Consider the following 3,624-nt stretch of genomic DNA (forward strand, 5'->3'; position numbering starts at 1 on the left):
CGCAGCGCATGTTTCGCCGGTCGTGTCGCCTTGCACGTATCGAGCCCGTGGCGCAGGGCCGACAACAGTCGCCGCCGAGAATCGGGGGTGGGCTCCCTGACGCGGTGCGCGCCGTAGGCAGCCTCGAAAAAGGCTAGCAAATCGGCTTGGCATTGCCCGCCAGGGGGATGTTCACTTGACGACAATGTGCGATGCCCAGTGGCCCGCCGAAACCACAGGTACAAACCATCAAGGCGAGCGGGCTCACTGGCGCACTGACGACGCGCCTGCCGCCAGGCGTAGCCTGCAGACCTCAGCCAGGCTTGCCGCCGTCGCTGGCGCCACGCGCACAGCCATTTCCAGCCGGCCCGGCCCCAGCCGCGCCCGGCCCAGGCCAGCCCTCCGAGCAGCAGTAGCGCCAGCGTCAGCAGCAGCCCGCGGGTGGCCATGCTGACGCTGGCGCCCTGTCTCAAAGCGCGAAGGTCATCGGCAAGGGAGAACGGCGCCTGATGCACGCCCTCCTCCGCCATCAGTTCCACCGCAGGCACCGACACACTGCGCGGCTCGCCGGTGGCCGCGTCCCACCAATGGAGTTCGATCGCGGGCAACCGGTAACGGCCGGCTGCCGCTATCACATACAAGGCACTGTCATCGCGCTGGCCGCCCAGCGTGCCACCACGGCCGTCGCTGAGCGGTTTGACGTCAGGCGTCTGCACATAGCGCTTGAGCCCTTCGACCTCGGTAAAGTCCAATGTCGGCAGCAGCATCGCTTGCGCACCTTCGGCGGCGACATGCAGGTGCCGGGTCACACTGTCCCCCACACGCAGCGGCTGACGCGAGTACTGGATGTCCTGGCCCAGCCGCACGCTGCGCGCGACCAGGCGCGGTTCACCGCCGCCATCAGCGAACCCCTTGACCTTCAACGACAGGGGCTGGCTGCTGACCGCCAGCGTCTCGTTGTTCGGGCCGGTCCGAACGCGGAACGTCAGCGCCGGTATGTCAAAGCGCTGCACCTGGACAGGCGTGATCGAGTAGCTGTAGCGCAGGCCGAAGAAGGCCTTGCCGTCGCGTCGCTCGTTCAGGTGCCGGGCCTCGCCACTCGGTGGGCTGACCACCGCACCGGGCAGCTGCAGCGTGGGCAGGACGGGCGCGTCGGTGAACCAGGTGTCGACCAGCAGGTCGACTTCCAGGCTGACAGTAGCGCCGGTCATGACCAGGGTGTCGGGGACCAGGCGCGCTTGCACCCGCACGTCTGGCGCGTCGGCCATCGTCCACCCCGCCAGGCAACAAAGCAGCATGGCCCATCGCCTCATGGTGCCTCCTTCGCCTGCGGCCGTTGCGCAGCGTCCTGGATCGAAAACTTGCGTTTGAGAAACTGCGCGGGGGATGTGTTCAGGTTGTCCAGCCACAGCTGGTCCGAAGCCGCCTGCGCGGTCTTCTGCTGCTGTGCTTTGCCGCCCGGCGCAGGGGCCTGGTCTTCGACGACCTTGTCAGGTTTTTCGTTGGGCAGTCCCTGCGCCTGTTGGTCCTCGTATTCCTTCAGCAGAGCTTCGGCCAGCGCCAGATTGGCCTTGGCTTCGGCAAATGCCGGCTGCAGGCGCAGGGCCTGCCGGTAGGCGGCGATGGCCTGGGGGAACTTGAACAGGCGCACCTGGCTGTTGCCCTGGTAGAACCAGGCCGAGGCGCTGTCGAGCTTGCCCAGGCTGGCGAGCGCCGCTTCGAAATCCGCCGCCTGATAAGCGGCGACGCCTTTCCAGTAGGGATCATGGAAGTGCGCTGCCGCTTGCGAGTAGTCGCCACGCTCGAATGCCCATCGCCCTTGCTGGTCTGCAGTGAAGAACGCATCCACCCACGTGCCTGCCCGCGCAGGCTCGGCAGCGCCGCCCAGCACCAGGGCCAGCAATACACCGGGGAGCCAGTTCACCCGCCATCCGCGACGAACAGTTGCCAGCACCACCAGCAGCAACGGCCAGCATAACCAATAGCCGGCGTCGTTCCAGCGCACCTGGGCGTCGTCACCTTGGGCTGCCTTGAAATGGCGCTGGGCATGCAGGTCGATCCAGTCCAGATCGTCATCGTCCACCGACAGGCTGCCCAGCGGTGCGCTGGCGGCCTTGGCGAGCCCCTTCAGGCCTTGCTCATCGAAGGTGCCTTCGACCGGGCGGCCTTGGCCATCGCGCCGAGGAAGGCCCTGGGCATCGCGCAGCAGGCCCGTGGACTGGCTACCGACCGCCAGTACCAGCACTTGCAGTGGCGAGCCGGAAACGCGTTTGGCGATCGCCGGGAACTGGCTGGCGTCGCCGCCATCGGTCAGCAACACGAGGGTGCCAGGTGTCCGCTCGGCCGCCAGCAGTTTCAAGGCCAGATCGATCGCGCCCAATGCGTCCTTGCCTGGGGCGCTCATCAGGTCGGTGGCCAGCGCCTGGATGAAGATGTCGAGCAGCGCCGGATCCTCGGTGGCAGGCAGCACCAGGTGGGCGTTACCGGCATAGGCAATAAGTGCGGTACGGGCGCCGCCCCGGCGTTTGAGCAGGTCGTGCAGAACCAGCCTGGCGGCAGCCAGTCGACTGGGTGGCACATCATCGGCATCCATCGACGGGGACAGGTCCACGGCAAGGATCAGCGGGGCGCGGTCATCGAGAAAATCCGGAGTGTCCTGCACCCAGGCAGGCCCGGCGGCGGCCAGGGCACCGAGCACCAGGCCGGCGCCCAGCAGGTGAACGGGGCGCAGGTGTCGGTGTTGCCTGGGCGTGGTCATCAGGTGCTCGACCAGGTGAGGCGCGATGATGCCCTCCAGTTGCCGGCGCGGGTCCTGTCGGCGTAGCCACAGCACGGGCAACAGCAGGCCCGGGACGATCATCAGCAGCCACATCGGCCGCAGGAAATGGAACGCGCCAGGATCGAAGGTCATGCCTGCGGCTCCCCGGACAATGGCCGGCGGCCAGCCAGACGGGCGCGCGCCAAGGCCAGCAGATGCCCAGCCAGCAATAGCGTCAGCGCCAGGCCCAGCGGCCAGACGAACAGGTCCCGTTTGGGTTGGTGGCTGAAGGTCTTGACCTGATGAGGGGTCAGGCGATCAAGGGTGTCGTAGACCTGCTGTAGCGCCTGGCGATCATCGGCGCGAAAGAACTGACCACCGGTGGTGCGCGCAATCTCCCGCAGGGCGGCGAGGTCGACCTTGTCATCGCCTGTGGCAGCCGGGTCACCGATACCGATGGTGTGCACCACGATGCCCTGTGCGCGGGCCAGGCGAGCCGCATGTCCGGGGGTGATGGCGCTGCCGGTGTCGTTGCCGTCGGTCAGCAGGATCAGGACTTTTTCCCGCTCCTGGGCCTGCGCCAATACCTTGATGGTGAGCCCGATGGCATCGCCCAGGGCGGTGTTCGGGCCGGCCATGCCAATGCCGACCTCATCGAGCAGCAGGCGCACGCTGGCGTGGTCCAGGGTCAGCGGAGCCTGGGGGTAAGCGCCAGTGCCGAAAACGATAAGGCCGATGCGGTCGTCTGTGCGCCGCTCAATGAAACCGCGCACCACCGATTTGACCGCTGTGAGTCGATCGGTCCGCTGGCCCATTGCGTTGGTGTAGTCCTGGGCTTGCATGGACTGGGAGATATCGATGGCCAACATGATGTCGCGGATCGGCCG

At 67.1% G+C, this 3,624-nt stretch carries 3 protein-coding genes; all 3 read right to left on the reverse strand.

The features are described 5' to 3' along the window. On the reverse strand, positions 1-1,292 hold a 1,292-nt coding region (locus tag VJS90_RS21140; RefSeq protein ID WP_324123577.1), incomplete at its 3' end, for a hypothetical protein. After that, positions 1,289-2,890 carry a VWA domain-containing protein gene (locus VJS90_RS21145; protein ID WP_324123578.1) on the reverse strand — a complete coding sequence of 534 codons (1,602 nt, stop codon included), beginning with the start codon at positions 2,888-2,890 and terminating at the stop codon, positions 1,289-1,291. The genes VJS90_RS21140 and VJS90_RS21145, both read right to left, overlap by 4 nt. Further along, positions 2,887-3,624: VWA domain-containing protein (locus VJS90_RS21150; RefSeq protein WP_324123579.1), on the reverse strand; the 738-nt coding region annotated here is incomplete at its 5' end. The genes VJS90_RS21150 and VJS90_RS21145, both read right to left, overlap by 4 nt.

Source organism: Pseudomonas sp. (genome assembly GCF_035277045.1).
Classification (GTDB): domain Bacteria; phylum Pseudomonadota; class Gammaproteobacteria; order Pseudomonadales; family Pseudomonadaceae; genus Aquipseudomonas.